Raw genomic sequence first — 19,833 nt, forward strand, 5'->3', positions numbered from 1 at the left:
CTATGGCGTATAGTAAGTCGCTGCACCTGGACCTACAGGCAGACCTAGCAAGAATACCCAAACGTAAAACAGTAAACTCCAGCCGACGATGAACACGATTGAATAAGGTAGCATAGTCGCAATAAGCGTGCCGATACCTAGATTCTTCATGTAACGGGTTGCTACAGCCAAAATTAGACCGAAATAGCTCATCATTGGTGTAATGATGTTAGTGGTTGAGTCACCGATACGGTAAGCCGCTTGAATTGTCTCAGGAGCATAGCCCACTAGCATTAGCATCGGAACAAAGATTGGCGCTGTTACCGCCCACTGAGCAGAAGCCGAACCGATCATTAGGTTAATGAAGCCACACATCAGGATGAATGCGAAGAATAGCATTGGCCCAGTTAGACCAATTTCCTGCAGGAAGCTTGCACCTGCTACTGCGAACACCTGTCCAAAGTTAGTCCACTTAAAGAAAGCAACAAACTGAGCAGCAAAGAAAACCAATACGATGTACATGCCCATAGAAGACATAGACTTCGCCATTGCATCAATGACATCACGGTCAGTTTTCATTGAACCAGTAATTTTACCGTAAACAAAACCTGGGATTGCGAAGAATACGAAAATAAACGCGACAATACTCTTCAGGAATGGTGACCCTGCAATGGTACCTGACGCAGAACGCAGAACACCGTCTTCAGGAACAATCGTCCACGCTAGAAGTGCTGAAACTACAACAACAGCAAGGCCAGCAAGTTTAAGACCTTTCTTCTCTACATCTGTCAGCTTACCCATAGAGTCATGAGATAGATCTTCAGATGCTTCCTCATCATTGTACTTACCTAGTTTAGGCTCAACGATTTTCTCGGTAACAAACGCACCTGTAATCGCAATGAAGAAAGTCGACACAAACATGAAGTACCAGTTAACTTCTGGTCCAACCGTGTAGCTTGGATCAATCATTTGCGCTGCCGTTTCTGTAATACCAGAAAGCAGAGGATCAACCGTACCAATTAGTAAGTTAGCAGAATAGCCACCAGAAACACCAGCAAAAGCCGCTGCAAGACCTGCAAGGGGGTGACGACCTAAAGAGTGGAACAGCATCGCAGCTAGTGGGATAAGTACCACATAACCTAGCTCAGACGCTGTGTTTGAAATAATACCTGCAAATACAACGGTTACCGTAACCATGCGCTTAGATGCGCCCATTACCATACCACGCATCGCTGCAGATAGAAGACCAGAGTGCTCTGCAATGGCAACGCCAAGCATAGCGACAAGTACCGTTCCTAGTGGAGCAAAACCAACGAAGTTCTTAACTAGATTGGTAACAATAAGCTGTAAGCCTTCAGCATTAAGCAGACTGACCACATGGATCATACCATCAGCAGCACGACCTTTCGCACCTTCAGGGCGAGGGTCCATAACTGACACTTCAAAGTAGCCTGCGATACCTGAGGTAATTAGGATTGCAACACAGAAAATTGCAAATAGAGTGATTGGGTGGGGTAATAGGTTCCCCAAATATTCGACGCCATCGAGAAAGCGAGTAAATAAAGGTTTCTTTGGCGAGTTTTGTTTAATCGAAGCAGATGAACTCATCTGTTCCCTCCTTGTAGTTATTCCTGCGCTTTTTGTGACAGATATGTCAACAAAGCTCGCGCAGGTTACTAGACAAGGCATATGCCACAAAATCTAAAATGTTACAAAGTATGTATTCAACCGAAATATTTAACGCCAAACAAACAAAAAAGCAGTAATTAACACCACTACAAAAACATTAATTAGCATTATAATTCATAAAAATACATGCATTCTGTTTATTTTTTAAACGCTATTTCTGCACAGCTTTAAACCTTGGGTTGGTTTTACAGATCACGTAGAGCCGCCCTCTTCTTTTTACGATTTGGCAATCTGGGTGACGACGTTTAGCACTCTTCAGCGATTTAACCACTTTCATTTACTTATCTCCTTTTGAAAATTGACCAAAGCGACGCTTAAAGTTGGCGACGCGGCCTTCCTGATGAATAACGCGCTGCTTACCCGTATAGAAAGGGTGAGACTTTGAAGAAACCTCTACCGTAAAATACGGGTAAGTTTTGCCATCTTTCCATTCAATAGTGCGATCAGTTTGCAAGGTTGAGCCAATAAGAAAATACTCATCGATGCTTGTATCATGAAAAACGACTGTTCTGTATTCTGGGTGAATAATTAGGTTGCATTATTACCTCAACAACTATCAATAATGTTATAACGTTACAAATGATAATAATTATCAGTAACTTTTGCTAGCTTTTTTTGTGCTACTTTTGCCCAATCACAATCTTGAGAAATAGCCCATGTATTCAGTAGAGCCAATAGGCGTCATTGAAAGCCCTTACAAAGAAAAGTTTGCAGTCCCTAGACAACCAAGCTTAGTTCCATCAGCAACATCCCGGGTTAAGCTGTTGGGCAAAGCCAACTGTCTAGAGTCAGTCAGAGGCATTGAACAATTTGACCATATTTGGTTGCTGTTTATGTTCGATCAGAATCTATCTACTGGTTGGAAACCAACCGTTAGGCCGCCTAGGTTAGGAGGTAATGAGCGAATTGGTGTTTTCGCTTCTCGTTCAACATTCCGCCCAAATGGGATTGGCATGTCTGCGGTTGAGCTTCAAGGAGTAAGCCAAAGTGGCAACCAAGTTTATCTCGATCTTGGTGGCGTCGATTTGGTCGATGGCACACCGATTGTCGATATCAAACCCTATATCCCCTACACCGACTCTATTACCCACGCCGATGGCGGATATGCAGAAGAGCGGCCTGAGACTTTAGCAGTTAATTTCGATTCGGCATGTAGAGAGATACTCAACAACCACCCCAACCGAACCCAAGTCTATAAGGTGATCTGTGAGGTACTGGCTCAAGACCCAAGACCTGCTTACAGAAAGGGCAAACCTGACAACAAAATATACTCTGTAAGACTGTTTGATCTCGACGTAAGGTTTAAAGCCAACGACAGCTTTATTACCGTAGTTGAGGTTGTAAGGGTATAGAAACTAAAAATTCGCAGCCTATTTGCCCTAACTCGCTCAATCTCATCGCCTGAAAGCTTTTGAGTCGGTGAAATGGCTGCTATTATAGGCGGCTAACAATTTTCCCCACGTGGGATCTCTATACTCCTGTCCATTCCGGCTTGAGTAACTAACTTTAATAAACGGATAAGTTAAATGCGTACCAGTAATTATCTTCTTTCTACTCTGAAGGAGACTCCAAACGACGCAGAAGTAGTGAGCCACCAGCTCATGCTACGTGCAGGTATGATCCGTAAGCTGGCTTCAGGTCTCTACACCTGGCTACCTACTGGTCTACGTGTACTGCGTAAAGTCGAAAACATCGTTCGTCAAGAGATCGACAATGCAGGTGCAGTCGAAACATTGATGCCCGTTGTTCAGCCGTTTGAACTTTGGGAAGAAACAGGCCGCAGCGAGAAAATGGGTCCTGAGCTACTTCGATTTACTGACCGTCACACTCGTCCGTTTGTTCTTAGCCCAACCGCTGAAGAAGTGATCACTAGCCTAGTGCGTAATGAAGTGAGCTCTTACAAGCAGTTACCGCTAAACCTGTACCAAATCCAAACGAAATTCCGCGATGAGCGTCGCCCCCGTTTTGGCGTAATGCGTGCACGCGAGTTCAGCATGATGGACGCGTACAGCTTTGACATCGACAAAGAAGGTCTGCAAAAATCTTACGATGCAATGCACGATGCGTACTGTAAAGCCTTCGACCGCATGGGCCTTGAATACCGTCCAGTATTAGCTGACTCTGGTGCAATCGGTGGTAGTGGCTCTCAAGAGTTCCACGTTCTTGCTGAAAGCGGCGAAGACCTAATTGCATTCTCTACTGAGTCTGACTATGCGGCGAACATCGAAAAAGCTGAAGCGCTAGCACTCGCTGACAAAGCTGATGCTCCAACTCAAGAGATGACGTTAGTCGATACGCCAGACGCAAAAACCATTGCTGAGCTTGTTGAACAGTTTGAACTGCCAATCGAGAAGACGGTTAAAACGCTATTCGTTAAAGCCTCTGATGAAGTTGAAGCTGATCTAATCGCACTCATCATCCGTGGCGACCACGAACTGAACGAAGTGAAAGCAGAAAACCTTCCTCAAGTAGCCGCTCCACTAGAGATGGCAACAGAAGAAGAGATTCGTGCTCTAATCGGTGCAGGCCCTGGCTCACTTGGCCCTGTTGGCCTTAAACTGCCATTCATCGTTGACCGTACTGTTGCCGTGATGAGCGACTTTGGCTCAGGTGCTAACGTTGATGACAAACACTACTTCGGCATTAACTGGGGTCGTGACGTTGAACTCGGTCAGATTGAAGATCTACGTAACGTAGTAGAAGGCGATCCAAGCCCTTGTGGTAAAGGTACTATCGCTCTAAAACGCGGTATCGAAGTGGGTCATATTTTCCAACTGGGTAATGTTTACTCTGAAGCGATGAACTGTGGCGTTCTTGGTCCAGACGGTAAGAACGTTATCCTAGAGATGGGTTGTTACGGTATCGGTGTTTCTCGCGTCGTTGCTTCTGCAATCGAACAGAACCACGATAAGTACGGCATTATCTGGCCAGACGCACTGGCACCTTTCCAAGTGGCTATCGTGCCAATGAACATGCACAAGTCTGAAGAAGTGAAAGAAGCGGCTGAGAAGCTATACGCTGAACTGACAGCAATGGGCATCGAAGTGCTGTTTGATGACCGTAAAGAGCGCCCAGGTGTGATGTTCTCTGATATGGAACTTATCGGTATTCCTCATACTATCGTGATCGGTGATCGCAGCATGAAAGAAGGTAACTTCGAGTATAAGAACCGTCGTTCTGGTGAGAAAACAGCGGTAGCAATGGCAGATATCGTTGAGCACGTTAAAGCTCAGCTTGCGTAAGCTGATTGACGCTTAGAAATACAAAAGGCCGATGGAAACATCGGCCTTTTTTACAACTGATAAGAGTGAACCGCTATTCCAACGGCTCTGTCGGTGCTTGGCTTTTCACCTTTTTCGGTGCATAGGCAACGCCGGTCAACTCATCAGCGTTACCATCAATCAGCTCTCCAAAATGGAAAATACCACACTCACCCGGCTTCATTCGATGCCAAGTTTCATTACCGGTCAATGGCTGAGTAGCAATGACTGACACAATATCATTCGGTGTCGTCTCTTCTTGAAAGTTGATCTCTACATCTTCATCGATCAGTGCTGCCTTGCCAAAAGGCGCCCGACGCGTAATCCAATAAAGATGGTTAGTACAGTAAGTCATTACGTACTCACCATCAGAGAGCAGCATGTTAAACACACCTTTCTCACGCAATCTATCACAGCACTCAGCGACAAAGCGAAAAATGCCGACCATATCTTGTGGCGGCTCCGGGTATCGATCTTCCATTTGCTTTAATAGCCAGCAGAAAGAGAGCTCACTGTCAGTTTGTCCAACAGGGCGATGGCGACCGGTTTGCAGATCTTGGTAATCACTCAGTTGGCCATTATGAGCAAAGGTCCAATAACGCCCCCAAAGCTCCCGAGTAAATGGATGAGTGTTCTCGAGGTTGACGGCACCACGGTTAGCCTGACGGATATGGCTAATCACCGCACAGCTTTTAATTGGGTAGTTCTGGACTAGCTCAGCAATCTTAGATTTGCAGCTAGGGTTTGGATCTTTAAAATTGCGAAACCCTTTCCCTTCGTAAAAGGTAATTCCCCAGCCATCACGGTGCGGACCGGTATTACCGCCGCGCTGTATTAAGCCAGTAAAACTAAAACAGATATCAGTTGGCACATTGGCGCTCATTCCGAGCAATTCACACATGGTTTCGCAAACTCCCTTTATCCTTGCGTGCAGGAATTATAAACACAAAAGCGCTAGCAACTATCGCTAACGCTTATTGTATAGATTTAGTGCTAAAAGAGTTAAGCGTTTTCCATCTCTTTTTCGATCAGCTGAATCACGATGTGGATGATCTTGATATGCACTTCTTGAATGCGGTCTGCGTAGCCGAAGTGAGGCACGCGGATCTCGATATCAGCTAGGCCTGCCATCTTACCGCCATCCTTACCTGTTAGTGCTATGGTTTTCATTCCTTTCGCTTTCGCTGCATCAATCGCTTTTAAGATGTTGCCAGAGTTACCCGAAGTCGATAAGCCAAACAACACATCGCCCTTAGCACCAACCGCCTCTACATAACGAGAGAATACGTGGTCATAGCCAAAGTCATTGCTCACACACGACAAGTGGCTTGGGTCAGAAATCGCAATGCCCGGTAGACCTGGACGGTTTTCACGGTAACGGCCTGTAAGTTCTTCAGCAAAGTGCATCGAGTCACAGTGAGAGCCACCATTGCCACAAGAAAGGACTTTGCCGCCTTGCTTAAATGAATCAGCCAGCATTTTTGCTGCCGCTTCGATCTGAGCAATGTTTTCATCATCACTCAAAAATTTGTTCAATACGTCAGCAGCTTCAGTTAACTCGCTTTTAATTAAGTCATGATACATAGGTTATTCTCGAGTTCTTGGTAATAAATAATTCTGCACGATATACAGAAAATGTTATCTACAGAGTTTACTCAAACAAATCCCACTGTCGATAGTCCCCCCTTAACAAATCCCACTTTCGTCCTACTCTTAGCTCACAAAATCCGCACAGCTCGGCAAAATTAGACTTTCCACTCTACTTAGATCACTTTTTGAGCAAATTGCCATTTTACATTTCGTTAATAGTTTGATTACAATTAACTGGTTAGACCTCTTACATCTCATCGGCATAAAAACGATTACACCCAGCCGAAACAAGGAACGAAAGTATGGACATCTTGCTCTCAATATTAGGCTTTACCGTAGTGCTCGCTACCTGCCTTTATAAACGCACTTCACTGATGATTTCAGTGAGTGCTCTCACCTTAACCATGATTGCACTCTCTGTTTTCGGTACAGCAGGCTCAATCAGTTGGCTGCTATATATCGCAGCTATCGCCGTCTTAGCCGTACCATCGGTCAGGCAATCATTAATCAGCAAAAAAGCATTGTCGCTGTTTAAGCAAGTGCTACCTGCCATGTCTCAAACGGAAAAAGAAGCCCTCGATGCAGGCACCGTTTGGTGGGAAGCGGAGCTGTTTAAAGGCAAACCAAACTGGAACACACTGCACAATATTCAAACGCCACAACTCAGTACCGAGGAGAAAGCTTTCCTAGACGGTCCAGTAAGTGAAGTCTGTGCTATGGTCAATGACTATCAAGTCACTCATGAACTGGCCGACCTTCCACCTGAAGTCTGGCAATATTTAAAAGACAACAAGTTCTTCGCCATGATCATCAAGAAGAAGTATGGCGGACTTGAGTTTTCTGCATACGCACAGTCACTGGTACTGCAAAAGCTTACAGGTGTTTCAAGCGTACTTTCTTCAACCGTTGGTGTACCTAACTCTTTGGGCCCAGGTGAACTGCTTCAGCATTACGGTACTACGGAGCAGAAAGACTACTACCTACCTAGACTAGCAGAGGGCAAGGAGATCCCATGTTTCGCACTGACTAGTCCTGAGGCGGGATCGGATGCTGGCTCTATTCCTGACTATGGTGTTGTCTGTAAAGGAAAATGGGAAGGCAAAGATGTGCTAGGTATGCGTATCACTTGGAACAAACGCTATATTACACTCGCGCCTGTTGCAACGGTGCTGGGTCTAGCATTTAAACTGCGCGATCCAGATGGCCTACTTGGCGACACTAAAGATCTCGGCATTACATGTGCACTGATTCCGACTCACCTAAAAGGGGTTGAAATTGGCAACCGCCACTTCCCTCTCAATGTGCCATTTCAGAATGGTCCAACTCGTGCTGAAGACCTGTTTGTTCCACTTGATTTCATCATTGGTGGGCCAAAGATGGCAGGTCAAGGTTGGCGTATGCTAGTTGAATGTCTATCTGTGGGTCGTGGCATTACACTACCGTCGAACTCAACAGGTGGTATCAAAACTGCCGCATTGGCCACTGGTGCGTACGCACGCATTCGTCGTCAATTTAAACAACCGATTGGTCGTATGGAAGGTATTGAAGAGCCACTCGCACGCTTAGGAGGAAATGCTTATGTGATGGACGCTGCCAGTACGCTTACCGTTGCCGGTATCGACCTAGGTGAGAAGCCCTCTGTGATCTCAGCGATTGTTAAATACCACTGTACTCACAGAATGCAGCGTAGTGTCATCGATGCTATGGACATCGTCGGCGGCAAAGGTATCTGTTTAGGTCCTTCTAACTTCCTTGGTCGCGGCTATCAAGGTGCACCAATTGCGATTACGGTTGAGGGTGCAAACATTCTAACTCGTTCAATGATCGTTTACGGTCAAGGAGCAATTCGTTGTCATCCATATGTATTAGAAGAGATGAATGCAGCGTATTCCGATAAATCCGATGCACTGGAGAAGTTTGACGCAGCGCTTGCAGGCCATGTCAGTTTTGCAATGAGTAACTTAGTTCGTAGTTTCTGGTTAGGTTTAACTGATGGTTACTTCTCATCAGCGCCAGTAAAAGACTCAACAACCCGTTACTATCAACAGCTCAACCGTTACAGCGCAAACATTGCCTTTTTATCTGATGTTTCAATGGCTGTATTGGGAGGTTCACTGAAACGCAAAGAGCGTCTTTCCGCTCGTTTAGGCGATATTCTAAGTCAGCTCTACTTAAGTTCAGCAACCCTTAAGCGCTATGAAAGCGAAGGTCGTATTGAAGCAGATTTGCCTCTATTACATTGGGGACTGCAAGATAGCTTGAAGCAAACTGAACTCGCTATTGATGAGTTCTTAGCAAACTTCCCTAACAAGTGGATGGGTAAAGCTCTGCGTCTACTACTCATGCCATTTGGTCGAGTTCGTAAAGCGCCAAATGACAAGCTAGACAGCCAAGTGGCTAAGATACTTCAAACACCGAGTGAAACTCGCTCACGTCTGGGTCAATACCAATACCTAGAGCCAAGCGAATTCAATCCAGTAGGTCGTATTGAACATGCGCTTGAAGTCATTCTTGCAGCAGAACCCATTTTTGACCGTATTTGCAAAGAAACAGGCAAACGTCGTCCGTTCTTGCGACTGGATGAAGTGGCAGAGATCGGAATCGAGAAAGGTATTATTGATGCGCAAGAAGCGAATTTATTGCGTGAGGCGGAAACTCAGCGCCTATACGTAATTAATGTCGATGACTTTAGTCCGGAGACATTGGCTGCAAAGCCTAAAGTAGATACCCCATCACCAATGGATGAAGTCGCCTAACGCGAGAAAATGGAAAAGGGCTGTGCGAGCAGCCCTTTTTAGTATCTGGATTTTACGCAAACCTCACAAACAATGACTCTACTTCTTCGGCATCTCTAACTGCATCTCAGGAATCGCCTGCTTACTCGCTTTCAATTTACGTCTAATAAACCAAGCAACCAAACCAAGAATCACCACCAACACATTACCAACGCCAATAATAATCATAGTGCGAGTGCGCTTTTCTTCACGCATTTGGATAACTTGAAGCTCCTCCATACGCTTCTGCTGCTGGAGGCGCTCTTCTTCCTGTAAGCGACGTGTTTCCTCCATATCGACTTCAGCAACCACACTGTAAGTTTGTTCAGTCATCGGGAACACAAGCGGGCGCTCAGAACCCATTTCGGTGGCAAACGCCTCCCCTGTCCAAGAATAAAGCCCGATCTCTTCGCTGTATGGAATTTTTAATTCAAGCTTGTTGCTTTCCGCCTCAGCAGAACCTTGAACCGAGAGCTGTTGTTCACCTGGTGAGATATGGTCAATATGTCCGGCAATCGAGCCAGGTAAGATCATGCCTCGCTCTCCAGAAATCACAATACGATTTGGACTGTTGGCATCACGCGATTGAATGAACGTCGTTTCTAGAGGCGATGGATAGACAAGCACTTCTTGTTCTTGCGCACGAAGGAAGACACCATTACCAGACGTTACCCTAACTCGATACTTGCCCGGTGCACTGGAAATCGGTAGCGCCACGGTAAAGATACCGTCACCGGCAACTTCATCTAACCCCTGGCCATCGTCAGCGAACTCACCGATCACCTCTGCAACTGGCCTAGCCTCTTTTATTAGCTCGTCTTCATTTTCAATAAACTTAGTGAAAGTTACTTTAAGTTTTACTCGATCAAGAAAATCACGCAGCACCAAAGGCTGATCGTCTGAGGTAAGTCGGGCGTTGAACTTGATAGTTTCACCTTGGAACAGGCGATTAGGCAACCTATCCGTCGATAACTTTAAATGGGAGATAAGTTTAATTTTGTTCTTTGGTGTCACCTTACCAATCGCTTGCCATGGCCCTGGCATAGGGTTATCGATAGAGATAATATCCATCGAAGATTCTTGATACCAACGAACATTATCAGGGCTGCGCCACGCATAGTACTTTTTGCCATCGGGGCGAACTAACACCACAGGCTGTGAGCTCTTAGTACGATAGATCACAAAGGTGACCTGCTTGATGGAAGGGTCAACACGGAATCGGTTGTCGAGTAGTGACATTGAGGATTTATCAGCGCCGAAGCTTACTGCGCTAAACAGAATACCTATAATAGCAATCCAAATCCTCAACATTCTTTCTCCTATTGACGCCAGAGGCAGCTTCCGCCTTTCTCTACGATATCTAATCTACTTTGGTGGGCTTCTAATTCATCGGCAGTTGCGCGCAAAACCTTTAATGATTTTCGTCCACTCGCTGCTCGTTTTATCGCTTCTCCGCCCTCTTCGTTAGCACTACCTGCATTGAACTGCAATGAAGTCTGCCCACCTGTCATTAACAGATAAACATCGGCCAGAATTTCCGCATCGAGCAAAGCGCCGTGGAGAGTACGGTGTGAGTTATCAATACCGTATCGGTCACAAAGCGCATCTAGGTTGTTTCGTTTGCCCGGGAAGATCTTCTTCGCCATGGCCAGCGTATCGGTAACCTTACAGTAGTCGTCGGTTTTACCAATACTCGAGTCGAGCATACTAAACTCGTGATCCATAAAGCCGGTATCAAACGACGCATTATGTGCCACTAACTCAGCGTCTTTTATAAACGCCAAAAACTCTTCATGGACATCTTGATACTCTGGCTTATTAACCAAAAATTCATCAGTGATGCCATGAACCTCTAGCGCATCAGGTTGAATCTCTCGGTCAGGCTTTATGTAAACATGAAAATGTCGACCTGTCAGTTTACGATCGATAATTTCAACGGCACCGATCTCAATAATTCGATGCCCTTGGTAATGAGGACCGCCCTCACGGTTCATACCTGTGGTTTCGGTATCGAGTACCACGATGCGGTGGTGATTAGAATTGTTGCTGGTATTCATAACAATATGTGTGTCAGACTATGCCAATAATGTGCTTAACCCAATAGTATCAAATCATGACGAAACAGGTGGAAATTTTCACTGATGGTTCCTGCTTAGGTAATCCAGGCCCCGGAGGCTATGGCGTTGTTCTACGCTATAAGCAAACCGAGAAGACCTTAGCCAAAGGCTACACCTTAACGACCAACAACCGTATGGAAATGCTGGCAACTATTGTTGCCCTTCAAGCACTCAAAGAGCCGTGTGACGTTATTCTTACTACTGATAGTCAATATGTTCGTCAGGGCATTACTCAGTGGATCCATAACTGGAAGAAGCGTGGTTGGAAAACGGCGGATAAAAAACCTGTTAAAAATGCTGATCTATGGCAAGCCCTTGATAAAGAAACAGAACGTCACAGTATCGATTGGCGTTGGGTCAAAGGTCACGCAGGTCATAGAGAAAATGAAATGTGTGATGAACTAGCTCGCGCTGCGGCGGAAAATCCAACCGAAGAAGACAGCGGTTACATTCCCAACTAAGCTAATGGCTGTGCTTATTTGACACCTTGTAATTGACGCCCAATGGCGTCAATTTTCGTTTTAGCTTCCAGTGCGGCTTAATCGGTTTTAGCGGATAGGTGCGTTTACGAGCAACAATAAAGTACAAACTGCCCATCGGTGATGCCCAATCACCGATACTGTTTTCTAGCCAAGTCCACATAGGGCGATACCTCTGCATTGGAAACAGTGCATAGCGGTCACATTCGATGACCTGATAATTAAGTAACCCTAACCAGTCTTTAATCCGATTAGAAGTAAACATTCTGCCACTCCACGGCAGGTTATTTCGTCTCCACGGCATCAAACTCGCAAGCCCAGTGAAGCTAATGGGATTAAAACCGGTAATAATTAGATAGCCATCATCCATCATCACGCGATCAACTTCCCTTAACATACGGTGAGGGTCGTTACAGTAATCAAGCTGATGCGCCATTAACACCGCATCGAAACTCTTCTCTAAAAAGGGTAAATCGTAACCGTCTGCGATGACATTGTGCAAAGGGTTCTGGATATCTAAGTGAACTTGATGTTGAATATTACAGTTGAAGCTGGTTAATTCGCAGCTCAGGCCACCTAACTTAAGCAGATGGTAACCGAAAAGCTTTGGGCACCATTCGTCAACGCGAGTTTGAATTGATTCAATAACCCACTGGCCATTTTTAAGCTGAGACCATGAATGAGGCTTGTTAATCTTTTTCGTGCTACGTGCTGGCTTCATTGTTAACCTGCTTCACTTGCGTCCGTTGACTGATAAACTGGAGACACAACCATGTTGAATATCAAAAGCATACCTGCATTTAATGATAATTACATCTGGCTGATTGAAAATAGCGATCGCCGTTGCGCTGTTGTCGATCCAGGTGACGCTGCGCCTGTTCTGGCTTACCTAAAAGCACACGATTTGAGTTTAGAAGCGATCCTAATTACCCACCATCACAATGACCATATTGGTGGAGTGCCTGAGCTGGTGCGCCAATTCCCTGAGATTGATGTTGTCGGTCCAGTCAACGAACCAGTACCAACATTGACTCATGCCGTTGAAGCTGGTGAGCAAATTGAACTGTTTGGTGAAGTCTTCTTTGTCTTAGGTTTAGAAGGGCATACCCGAGGCCACATTGGTTATGTCGGTGATGGCAAGCTCTTCTGTGGCGATGTGCTATTCTCCGCAGGCTGTGGACGTGTATTCGAAGGTACCATGGAGCAGATGTACAACTCGTTGAGCAAACTTGCAGCGCTACCAGAAGAGACGGAGGTCTACTGTGCCCATGAATACACAGCAAGCAATGTCGCTTTTGCCCTCGCAGTAGAACCAGACAATAAACAACTGCACCAATACCGTGATGAAGTAAATCGGCTTCGTGCTCAGAACAAACCCACCATCCCTACAACAATTCGTCGTGAAAAATGGATTAACCCGTTCCTACGCCTAGACCAACAAACCATCATTCGTTCAGTTGCAAGTCGCACCGCTGAAAGCGACGCGCTCGCCATTTTTGGCGCATTACGTGAGTGGAAGAACGAATTTTAACGTTTTGCTGCTTGTCACCCACTCATAGTGGCAAGTATTATCAGCAGCCAAGTTAAAAAAGGGCTGTGAAATGCGAGTAAAACACAGCTGGGTATTAGCACTATTATTATCAGGTTGTCAGCTTACCCAGCCGACTGAGTCTGAAGATGCCGTCTCTTCAGAAACAAATAATCCATCTATTGAACAGAGTGAGCCAAGTGCTCAACCAGCAAAACCAATCGTTAACCCCGAGCCAGTGGTGACACCTCAGACACAACAGGATGTCTGGAAGCGTATCGCTATGCAGCTAGAGATGCCTGTACCTGACCATAAGCTAGTTAACTACTACCGTACCTGGTATCTCAAGCATCCAAATCACTTAAAAACAGTCTCAAAGCGTGCTGAACCTTTTCTATACCTAATCACAGAGAAAATTGAACAACGTGAGTTGCCTTTGGAGCTCGCACTACTGCCTGTTGTTGAAAGCTCGTTTGATGCATTTGCCTACTCTCATGGTAGCGCTGCCGGTCTATGGCAGTTTGTTCCTGGTACAGGAAAACAACAAGGTCTGAAACAGAACTTCTGGTATGACGGCCGCCGTGATGTCGACGCAGCAACCGACGCAGCTCTAGATTACCTGACCGCTCTCAATAAACGCTTTGACGGTTCATGGACTCACGCTATCGCTGCCTATAACAGTGGTGGTGGACGTGTATCGAGCGCGATTCGCAAAAACACTAAGCTCGGCAAACCGACAGATTTCTTCTCACTCGATCTTCCTAAAGAGACCAGTGGTTATGTACCTAAGCTACTTGCACTCGCAGACGTGGTCGCTAACCAAGAGAAGTACGGCATTGAAATCCCTGCCATTGCCAACAAACCAGTGGTTGAGTTAGTCGACCCGCAAGAGCAACTTGATCTCGCTATTGCAGCCAATTACGCAGGTATCAGTGTTAAACAGCTACAGAGCCTAAACCCAGCCTACAACCAATGGGCTACTGCTCCAGATGGTCCTCACCAGTTACTGCTTCCTATCGGCAATGTTGAACAGTTCAACCAAGCGGTTAGTGAAAATCGCGGCAAAGGCATGAAGGTGGTTCGCTACAAGGTGAAATCGGGTGATAGCTTGAGTGTGCTAGCGAGAAAGTACAACACAACGGCTAAAGTAATTCGCACTGCTAATAACATGAGCAACAATAACATCCGTGTAGGCCAGCACCTGATGATCCCGACCTCCATTAAAGATGACAAAGCTTATGCACTTAGCGCTTCAAATCGCCTAGCCAAGACCCAAGCCAAGTCCCGTGGTCAATATAAGCTCACGCATACTGTCCGCTCTGGCGACAGCTTGTGGTCAATTGCCCGTGCGAACAAAGTTTCTCACCAATCTTTGGCTAAGTGGAACGGCATGGGCCCAAGAGACACACTACGCGTTGGTCAAAAACTGGTGATTTGGAAGAACAGTTCTGACGGTGGCATCATTCGCACAGTTTTCTACAACGTGCGCACTGGCGACACCATCAGTGGTATCGCTAGCAAGTTCAAAGTGAAATCGAACGACATCGTTAAGTGGAATGATCTCAACAAACAAAAATACCTTAAGCCTGGTCAAAAGCTTAAGCTGTATGTAGATGTAACTAAGGTAAGTGTATGACCCCGTCAAGTAACCCGTTAATTATGCTAGTCGATATTTTCCGTTCGCCTAGCGCCTGTTTCTTAGCGCTCTATCAACGTGGAGCTTGGGGTTGGCAACCATATATCTTCTTAGTTCTGTCTCCTTTTCTATTTTGGGGTGCGTACTTCGACATGGTCGATTTTGAGTGGTTAAGACAGGCACTTGCCGTACAATTAGCAGAAACGAACCCTAAGCAATTAGAGCTGCTTGATGCGAACACTCTAATGGCAAGTGAGATCATTAGTGATATTGCAGGCCGAACGCTAACCATTCTAATGCTCGCTTTCTGGTTTAACTTAGCGACAAAGCCGAGTCAGCATCAACATGGCTTCTGGAAGTGGTTTGCCGCCGCTGCTGTCATCACCTTCCCTGCGATTATTGGTGATCTCGCTAGTTATGTCAGCGCACTGCTGAAACATGGTCAGGTGATGGTCTACGCGGCCGATCTGAATAGCCTAAATGGTTTATTAAAACTACCGCTAACCAATGAGTGGTCGCAGTTTGCTAGCTCATTCCCACTGTTACTGCCTTGGTATATTGCGCTTGGCTATGCCGCTGTAGGGACTTGGACTGAGTTTGAACGAGGTCAAGCTCTGGTTATCTCAGCGCTTCCTTGGCTAGCTTACTACCTAATCTGGGCACTTTACATCTTAATCTTCTAATGTAGAGCAAAGTTGACCAGAATAGGATTATGGTCAGAGGCGTCAGAAATTGTCGCCTCTGCTTTTTTCAGCACTAAATCGCGATAAAAAACGTGGTCAAGAGGCAAACCGGTTATAAACTGAGTCCGACCATCGGGTAGATATTCCACTTCCTGCAAACCAAGCTTAGCCAGTTCTTTCGACATCACCTCAAATCGCTCTTCACTCCAACTATTAAAGTCGCCTGCAACAATTATCGGCCCTTTATGTTTGATTAGCTCATTGGTCAATATCGCCAACTGTCTATGATACTCGACCGTGCCATAGGTAAAGTTAACCGCATGAATGTTCACCACCGCTACTGATTCACCGTTAGACAGTGGATACGTGGCATACAGCGCTGATTTAGGTAGCCCTAACCAAGGCTCTAACTCAGTATAGGCGCATGCTTTACTAGGCGTACTCCTAGAAAGGTTCAAAACACCTGCCGATGTATCGAATGCCTTGAATGCGTCGACTTGACTGCCGAAAAAACCTTGAGAGCCAATCCAGTCCACCAGCTCGTCAGTCATACTCGCCTCTTGTAGCAGTACCAGCTGTTTAGCATGGGAGAAGCGTTCAAGTTGCTCACGCCAATTACTGCGATTCTGCTTGTAGATATTCCACACCAGAATGTTTAACTCGCCTTCAATGTCGAGGCTAGACGCATGATCATTTCGATAACAGCGTAACGAGAGTTCAACTTGATTATCATTAATCGATGCCAGTTTAGGCTGACTAGAGAAGCTAAAAATAGTTTGAAAACTAACAAAAGCTAGCGTTGATAGGATGAGAATAGTAAGCAGTAGGTAAGCGGATTTTTTCATTGTGTTGCCTAGGGTCTGTTGACCCTAAAACAAAAAGAGCCTGTTGGCTCTTTTTTCAGATTTAGATTGCGTCTTCATCTTCTTCGCCAGTACGAATTCGTACCACGCGTTCGACTTCGGTTATAAAGATTTTTCCGTCGCCAATTTTACCCGTCTGTGCTGTTTCAATAATGGTATCAACACATTGATCAGCAACATCATCAGTCACAACGATTTCAAGCTTAACTTTAGGCAAGAAATCCACCATATACTCGGCGCCGCGATACAATTCAGTATGGCCTTTTTGACGTCCAAAGCCTTTCACTTCAGAAACCGTCATACCTGTAATACCCACTTCAGCCAACGCTTCACGTACATCGTCTAACTTAAACGGCTTGATGATCGCTTCAATCTTTTTCATGTTCATCCCTTAAACTATTATTGTTACTAGCATTATCCCATGTTCGCTAGGTAATAAAAAGCCCGAGCATAGCGTCTCGGGATTCTCTTTATCTCAAATAATTATTTTAGGCTCGAGTAGTAAGCCGCTAGATTGGCAATATCAGCGTCACTCAGCATCGCTGCTTGCGCTTGCATCACTGCAGCCAAACCACCATTACGCTCTTTGTTCTTATAAGCGTTAATTGATGTAACTAGGTACTGCTCATTCTGACCTTTTAAGTTTGGGTAACCTGGGATAACCGCGATACCATCCGCGCCATGACAAGCGGCACAGATCGCTGCTTTTGCTTGCCCTGCTGCAACATCACCAGCAGCCATAGCATTGCCCGCGAATAAACCCATTCCAAGTACCAATCCGATTGCGACCTTTTTCATTGCTCTTCCTTATAATTCCATGATAATTGTACGTTTTTATGTATACGATTTTACATAAACCGTTTTACCTTGTCCCAGATCAGTTCACAATCCTGGCCGATAAAATGGCGATCAATGAACAAATCTCCCACGGCAACAACCTTATCACCGCACAACAGTATAGGTGTTCTACGTCTTAACCAGCTCGGAACACCATACTCTTGGAAGAGTTTTTTCAATTTGCGACTGTGACCACGCTCTACCGGATGAGCCTTCAATCCTTCGGGATTAAAAGTAATCGACAAACGCCCTTGCGCTAAAGCTTGCTGAGAAAGATTACCTCGGCTATCTGGCACAACTACCATCTCACCGAGTTCATCAGGCAATACACATGGCTTTTCAAGCTCAACAACTTGAGACCAAGCTTCTAGTGATTGCCACTGTTTAACCAAGTAGAGTCGTTGTTCAAAACGGCGCACCTGACCTTGATCAAACTGATACTTCGGGTTCGCATCTTGCTGCGCCAGAGCGACATCTTGCCATATCCGAGCCAGTTGCACTCGACTTGGCATACGACAGTTGAGATTTTCAAACCACATGCGAATAATTCTATTACGTATGGCAGGGCTTATTGATTCAAGAGCATCAATGATTAAACTGCCATCGCGATGTATGCAGAGCTGATACTTGTCCACTAGTAGCTCATCTAGCAGCTTCTCCTGTTCACCGCAGAGTTCTGCTGTTCGCTGAATCGACTGGCGAATATGTGGCCATCGCTCAGCCAAGCATGGCGTAATAGAATGACGAACAAAGTTTCGCTCAAATCTTTGGTCTTGATTACTTTCATCCTCAATCCACTCTAATTGCTTTTCTCGAGCATACTCTTCGATCTGCTGACGAGATACCGTCAACAGCGGACGAACAAGGCAAGACTCAGCGAATGTCATTACTTGGGCCATTGAGGACAACCCCTTCGGGCCACTACCACGCTTTAACGCAAGGAAAAAAGTCTCTAGCTGATCGTCAGCATGCTGACCTGTAAGTAAGAGATCGTTAGGTTGAAGATGCTTTGCTAAAGCTGCGTATCTCGCCTCGCGCGCACTCTCTTCAATACTCTTACCTTCAACCTCGACAATCACCTTCTCTAAGGCAAACTCTACATCAAGCTGCTGACACCACGCCTGACACATCTGCGCCCAGCGGTCGGCATTGGGACTCAATCCGTGGTGAACATGGACAGCCATGCACTCTACGCTCTGTGCTTGGCAATACGCTGCCATCAACTCAAGCATGACCCGAGAGTCGAGTCCACCACTCAGCGCAAGCACAATACGAGTATTGGCTTGATAATATTGCTGTACAGTTTGGTTAAAGACAGTTTCCAGATTCATAATCCAATGGTCATAAGGGTCTGCTGGCTAATAGTTTATCACTGGCAATAAAAAAGGCTGAACTAAGTTCAGCCTTTTTCTAACAATAGTGTCGATTAGCAGTAACCGTAGCTCATCAAACGCTGGTAACGACGCTCTAGTAGTGTGTCATTATCAAACGCTTCAAGCTCTTCAAGCTGACGAACTAGGGTCGCTTTCATATTTTGCGCCATCTGTTTGTGGTCACGGTGCGCCCCACCTAGTGGCTCATCAATGATCTCATCAATCAGCTCTAGCTCTTTAAGGCGAGGAGCGATCAGGCCCATTGCTTCAGCAGCCTGTGGCGCTTTATCAGAATCACGCCAAAGGATAGATGCACACCCCTCTGGTGAAATTACCGAGTAAGTTGAGTATTGCAGCATGTTGACGTAGTCACCGACACCAATAGCCAGTGCACCGCCTGAACCGCCCTCACCAACAACATTACAAATAACAGGCACTTTAAGGCCTGCCATCACTTTTAGGTTAGTTGCGATCGCTTCAGACTGACCACGCTCCTCTGCACCCACACCTGGGTAAGCGCCCGCTGTGTCAATGAAGGTGATAATTGGCATGTTAAAACGCTCTGCGGTTTGCATTAGACGTAGCGCTTTACGGTAACCTTCAGGCTTAGGCATACCGAAGTTACGTTTTACTTTCTCTTTCGTCTCACGACCTTTTTGGTGACCGATGATCATTACAGGACGACCATCTAAACGCGCCATACCACCAACAATCGCTTTATCATCTGCGTAGTGACGGTCACCCGCCATTTCGTCAAATTCAGTAAAGACATGTTCAATGTAATCAAGGGTGTAAGGACGTTGAGGATGACGAGCTAACTGGGCAGTTTCCCAAGCACCAAGGTCGCTGAACGTTTTCTTTTTAAGTTCTAAGCTTTTCTTCTCTAGCTGTTCTATCTCTTTCTCAAGATCAACACCAGATTCACCACCATGACGAGATACATCACGAAGTGCTTCAATTTTTGCTTCTAGCTCTGCGATTGGCTTTTCAAATTCTAAAAAATTCAGGCTCATCTATAGATCCTT

19 protein-coding genes and 1 pseudogene are annotated in these 19,833 nt (G+C 45.7%); 7 read left to right on the top strand and 13 right to left on the bottom strand.

Annotated features, from left to right (window positions below):
• The 3 genes and pseudogenes from QTO00_RS01480 to QTO00_RS01490 all read right to left on the bottom strand — a co-directional run bounded on the left by QTO00_RS01480 (position 1) and on the right by QTO00_RS01490 (position 2,207).
• Positions 1 to 1,587 (bottom strand): AbgT family transporter, encoded by a 1,587-nt coding sequence (locus QTO00_RS01480; protein WP_331422528.1) that lies wholly within the window; start codon positions 1,585 to 1,587, stop codon positions 1 to 3.
• Between the two features lie 232 nt (positions 1,588 to 1,819).
• A complete protein-coding gene (gene ykgO / locus QTO00_RS01485) occupies positions 1,820 to 1,945 on the bottom strand; it encodes a type B 50S ribosomal protein L36 (RefSeq protein ID WP_331422530.1) in 126 nt (41 codons plus the stop codon).
• A pseudogene (locus tag QTO00_RS01490) lies at positions 1,946 to 2,207 on the bottom strand (type B 50S ribosomal protein L31).
• A gap of 117 nt (positions 2,208 to 2,324) precedes the next feature.
• Between QTO00_RS01490 and tsaA the strand changes: the two are divergent.
• On the top strand, positions 2,325 to 3,020 hold the full coding sequence (gene tsaA / locus QTO00_RS01495) for a tRNA (N6-threonylcarbamoyladenosine(37)-N6)-methyltransferase TrmO (RefSeq protein WP_331422531.1): 696 nt from the start codon (positions 2,325 to 2,327) through the stop codon (positions 3,018 to 3,020).
• Positions 3,021 to 3,194: 174 nt separating this feature from the next.
• Positions 3,195 to 4,910, top strand: a complete 1,716-nt coding sequence (locus QTO00_RS01500) for a proline--tRNA ligase (RefSeq protein ID WP_331422532.1) — start codon at positions 3,195 to 3,197, stop codon at positions 4,908 to 4,910.
• A 73-nt stretch (positions 4,911 to 4,983) separates the two neighbouring features.
• Here QTO00_RS01500 and QTO00_RS01505 read toward each other — a convergent pair whose 3' ends face one another.
• Both QTO00_RS01505 and lpcA read right to left on the bottom strand, forming a co-directional pair.
• Positions 4,984 to 5,829, bottom strand: a complete 846-nt coding sequence (locus QTO00_RS01505) for a class II glutamine amidotransferase (protein ID WP_331422533.1) — start codon at positions 5,827 to 5,829, stop codon at positions 4,984 to 4,986.
• 101 nt (positions 5,830 to 5,930) lie between these two features.
• Positions 5,931 to 6,512, bottom strand: coding sequence for a D-sedoheptulose 7-phosphate isomerase (gene lpcA / locus QTO00_RS01510; RefSeq protein WP_038203406.1), 582 nt, complete (start codon positions 6,510 to 6,512; stop codon positions 5,931 to 5,933).
• A 308-nt stretch (positions 6,513 to 6,820) separates the two neighbouring features.
• On the opposite strand from lpcA, the gene fadE reads away from it, so the two are divergent.
• Positions 6,821 to 9,274: an acyl-CoA dehydrogenase FadE gene (gene fadE, locus QTO00_RS01515; RefSeq protein ID WP_331422535.1), complete on the top strand. Its 2,454-nt coding sequence runs from the start codon at positions 6,821 to 6,823 to the stop codon at positions 9,272 to 9,274.
• Positions 9,275 to 9,352: 78 nt separating this feature from the next.
• Here fadE and QTO00_RS01520 read toward each other — a convergent pair whose 3' ends face one another.
• Both QTO00_RS01520 and dnaQ read right to left on the bottom strand, forming a co-directional pair.
• The gene (locus tag QTO00_RS01520) at positions 9,353 to 10,603 is read right to left on the bottom strand and encodes a TIGR03503 family protein (RefSeq protein ID WP_331422537.1); all 1,251 of its coding nucleotides are present in this window, start codon (positions 10,601 to 10,603) and stop codon (positions 9,353 to 9,355) included.
• 8 nt (positions 10,604 to 10,611) lie between these two features.
• Complete coding sequence (gene dnaQ, locus QTO00_RS01525; protein WP_331422538.1) at positions 10,612 to 11,349, bottom strand: DNA polymerase III subunit epsilon; 738 nt, start codon at positions 11,347 to 11,349, stop codon at positions 10,612 to 10,614.
• Between the two features lie 56 nt (positions 11,350 to 11,405).
• Between dnaQ and rnhA the strand changes: the two genes are divergently transcribed.
• Entirely contained in the window at positions 11,406 to 11,870 is a 465-nt protein-coding gene (gene rnhA / locus QTO00_RS01530; RefSeq protein WP_331422539.1) for a ribonuclease HI, read from the top strand.
• A gap of 1 nt (position 11,871) precedes the next feature.
• Here the strand turns inward: rnhA and QTO00_RS01535 are convergent, their stop codons facing one another.
• On the bottom strand, positions 11,872 to 12,609 hold the full coding sequence (locus QTO00_RS01535; protein WP_331422540.1) for a class I SAM-dependent methyltransferase: 738 nt from the start codon (positions 12,607 to 12,609) through the stop codon (positions 11,872 to 11,874).
• A gap of 51 nt (positions 12,610 to 12,660) precedes the next feature.
• On the opposite strand from QTO00_RS01535, the gene gloB reads away from it, so the two are divergent.
• The 3 genes from gloB to QTO00_RS01550 all read left to right on the top strand — a co-directional run bounded on the left by gloB (position 12,661) and on the right by QTO00_RS01550 (position 15,735).
• The gene (gene gloB, locus QTO00_RS01540; RefSeq protein WP_331422542.1) at positions 12,661 to 13,419 is read left to right on the top strand and encodes a hydroxyacylglutathione hydrolase; all 759 of its coding nucleotides are present in this window, start codon (positions 12,661 to 12,663) and stop codon (positions 13,417 to 13,419) included.
• A 70-nt stretch (positions 13,420 to 13,489) separates the two neighbouring features.
• Complete coding sequence (locus QTO00_RS01545; RefSeq protein ID WP_331422543.1) at positions 13,490 to 15,052, top strand: LysM peptidoglycan-binding domain-containing protein; 1,563 nt, start codon at positions 13,490 to 13,492, stop codon at positions 15,050 to 15,052.
• Positions 15,049 to 15,735, top strand: a complete 687-nt coding sequence (locus QTO00_RS01550) for a YIP1 family protein (RefSeq protein ID WP_331422545.1) — start codon at positions 15,049 to 15,051, stop codon at positions 15,733 to 15,735. Before QTO00_RS01545 ends, QTO00_RS01550 begins: the two co-directional genes overlap by 4 nt.
• Here the strand turns inward: QTO00_RS01550 and QTO00_RS01555 are convergent.
• The 5 genes from QTO00_RS01555 to accA all read right to left on the bottom strand — a co-directional run bounded on the left by QTO00_RS01555 (position 15,732) and on the right by accA (position 19,821).
• A complete protein-coding gene (locus QTO00_RS01555; protein WP_331422548.1) occupies positions 15,732 to 16,580 on the bottom strand; it encodes an endonuclease/exonuclease/phosphatase family protein in 849 nt (282 codons plus the stop codon). The two genes, QTO00_RS01550 and QTO00_RS01555, sit on opposite strands and share 4 nt — an antisense overlap.
• A gap of 61 nt (positions 16,581 to 16,641) precedes the next feature.
• Positions 16,642 to 16,980: a nitrogen regulatory protein P-II gene (glnB, locus tag QTO00_RS01560; RefSeq protein ID WP_331422550.1), complete on the bottom strand. Its 339-nt coding sequence runs from the start codon at positions 16,978 to 16,980 to the stop codon at positions 16,642 to 16,644.
• 101 nt (positions 16,981 to 17,081) lie between these two features.
• The gene (locus QTO00_RS01565; RefSeq protein ID WP_038203437.1) at positions 17,082 to 17,396 is read right to left on the bottom strand and encodes a c-type cytochrome; all 315 of its coding nucleotides are present in this window, start codon (positions 17,394 to 17,396) and stop codon (positions 17,082 to 17,084) included.
• 50 nt (positions 17,397 to 17,446) lie between these two features.
• Positions 17,447 to 18,766 carry a tRNA lysidine(34) synthetase TilS gene (gene tilS, locus QTO00_RS01570; protein ID WP_443088887.1) on the bottom strand — a complete coding sequence of 440 codons (1,320 nt, stop codon included), beginning with the start codon at positions 18,764 to 18,766 and terminating at the stop codon, positions 17,447 to 17,449.
• Between the two features lie 95 nt (positions 18,767 to 18,861).
• Positions 18,862 to 19,821, bottom strand: a complete 960-nt coding sequence (gene accA / locus QTO00_RS01575) for an acetyl-CoA carboxylase carboxyl transferase subunit alpha (protein WP_331422553.1) — start codon at positions 19,819 to 19,821, stop codon at positions 18,862 to 18,864.
• Between the last annotated feature and the right edge of the window lie 12 nt (positions 19,822 to 19,833).

Source organism: Vibrio sp. M260118 (assembly GCF_036533755.1).
GTDB lineage: Bacteria > Pseudomonadota > Gammaproteobacteria > Enterobacterales > Vibrionaceae > Vibrio.

Coding starts and splice junctions, on each gene's coding strand:
- glnB (WP_331422550.1), bottom strand. CDS start 16,980: ATGAAAAAGATTGAAGCGATCATCAAGCCGTTTAAGTTAGACGATGTA.
- tilS (WP_443088887.1), bottom strand. CDS start 18,766: ATGAATCTGGAAACTGTCTTTAACCAAACTGTACAGCAATATTATCAA.
- QTO00_RS01535 (WP_331422540.1), bottom strand. CDS start 12,609: ATGAAGCCAGCACGTAGCACGAAAAAGATTAACAAGCCTCATTCATGG.
- QTO00_RS01480 (WP_331422528.1), bottom strand. CDS start 1,587: ATGAGTTCATCTGCTTCGATTAAACAAAACTCGCCAAAGAAACCTTTA.
- dnaQ (WP_331422538.1), bottom strand. CDS start 11,349: ATGAATACCAGCAACAATTCTAATCACCACCGCATCGTGGTACTCGAT.
- QTO00_RS01545 (WP_331422543.1), top strand. CDS start 13,490: ATGCGAGTAAAACACAGCTGGGTATTAGCACTATTATTATCAGGTTGT.
- gloB (WP_331422542.1), top strand. CDS start 12,661: ATGTTGAATATCAAAAGCATACCTGCATTTAATGATAATTACATCTGG.
- QTO00_RS01520 (WP_331422537.1), bottom strand. CDS start 10,603: ATGTTGAGGATTTGGATTGCTATTATAGGTATTCTGTTTAGCGCAGTA.
- ykgO (WP_331422530.1), bottom strand. CDS start 1,945: ATGAAAGTGGTTAAATCGCTGAAGAGTGCTAAACGTCGTCACCCAGAT.
- QTO00_RS01505 (WP_331422533.1), bottom strand. CDS start 5,829: ATGTGTGAATTGCTCGGAATGAGCGCCAATGTGCCAACTGATATCTGT.
- rnhA (WP_331422539.1), top strand. CDS start 11,406: ATGACGAAACAGGTGGAAATTTTCACTGATGGTTCCTGCTTAGGTAAT.
- QTO00_RS01565 (WP_038203437.1), bottom strand. CDS start 17,396: ATGAAAAAGGTCGCAATCGGATTGGTACTTGGAATGGGTTTATTCGCG.
- tsaA (WP_331422531.1), top strand. CDS start 2,325: ATGTATTCAGTAGAGCCAATAGGCGTCATTGAAAGCCCTTACAAAGAA.
- QTO00_RS01550 (WP_331422545.1), top strand. CDS start 15,049: ATGACCCCGTCAAGTAACCCGTTAATTATGCTAGTCGATATTTTCCGT.
- fadE (WP_331422535.1), top strand. CDS start 6,821: ATGGACATCTTGCTCTCAATATTAGGCTTTACCGTAGTGCTCGCTACC.
- QTO00_RS01500 (WP_331422532.1), top strand. CDS start 3,195: ATGCGTACCAGTAATTATCTTCTTTCTACTCTGAAGGAGACTCCAAAC.
- accA (WP_331422553.1), bottom strand. CDS start 19,821: ATGAGCCTGAATTTTTTAGAATTTGAAAAGCCAATCGCAGAGCTAGAA.
- lpcA (WP_038203406.1), bottom strand. CDS start 6,512: ATGTATCATGACTTAATTAAAAGCGAGTTAACTGAAGCTGCTGACGTA.
- QTO00_RS01555 (WP_331422548.1), bottom strand. CDS start 16,580: ATGAAAAAATCCGCTTACCTACTGCTTACTATTCTCATCCTATCAACG.